1 protein-coding gene is annotated in these 234 nt (G+C 38.9%); it reads left to right on the top strand.

Going from position 1 to position 234, the window contains the following annotated elements:
• On the top strand, positions 1–234 hold a 234-nt coding region (locus tag SB658_RS27670; protein ID WP_410603781.1), incomplete at both ends, for a DnaA ATPase domain-containing protein.

Genomic DNA, 234 nt, shown 5'->3' with positions numbered 1-234 from the left:
AAACCAAATTCAACACAAGATGATTCTAATCATTTACCACAGAGTATGCTAAATCCAAAATATACGTTTGATACATTTGTTATTGGCTCTGGTAACCGTTTTGCTCACGCTGCTTCATTGGCCGTAGCCGAAGCGCCAGCTAAAGCATATAATCCACTCTTTATTTACGGGGGAGTTGGACTCGGAAAGACCCATTTAATGCATGCAATTGGTCATTATGTAATTGAACATAAC

This window comes from Bacillus sp. SIMBA_008, from assembly GCF_046535495.1.
Lineage (GTDB): Bacteria > Bacillota > Bacilli > Bacillales > Bacillaceae > Bacillus > Bacillus subtilis.
The sequence above is the reverse complement of the archived record's forward strand: the minus strand, read 5'-3'. Positions and strand labels throughout refer to the sequence as shown.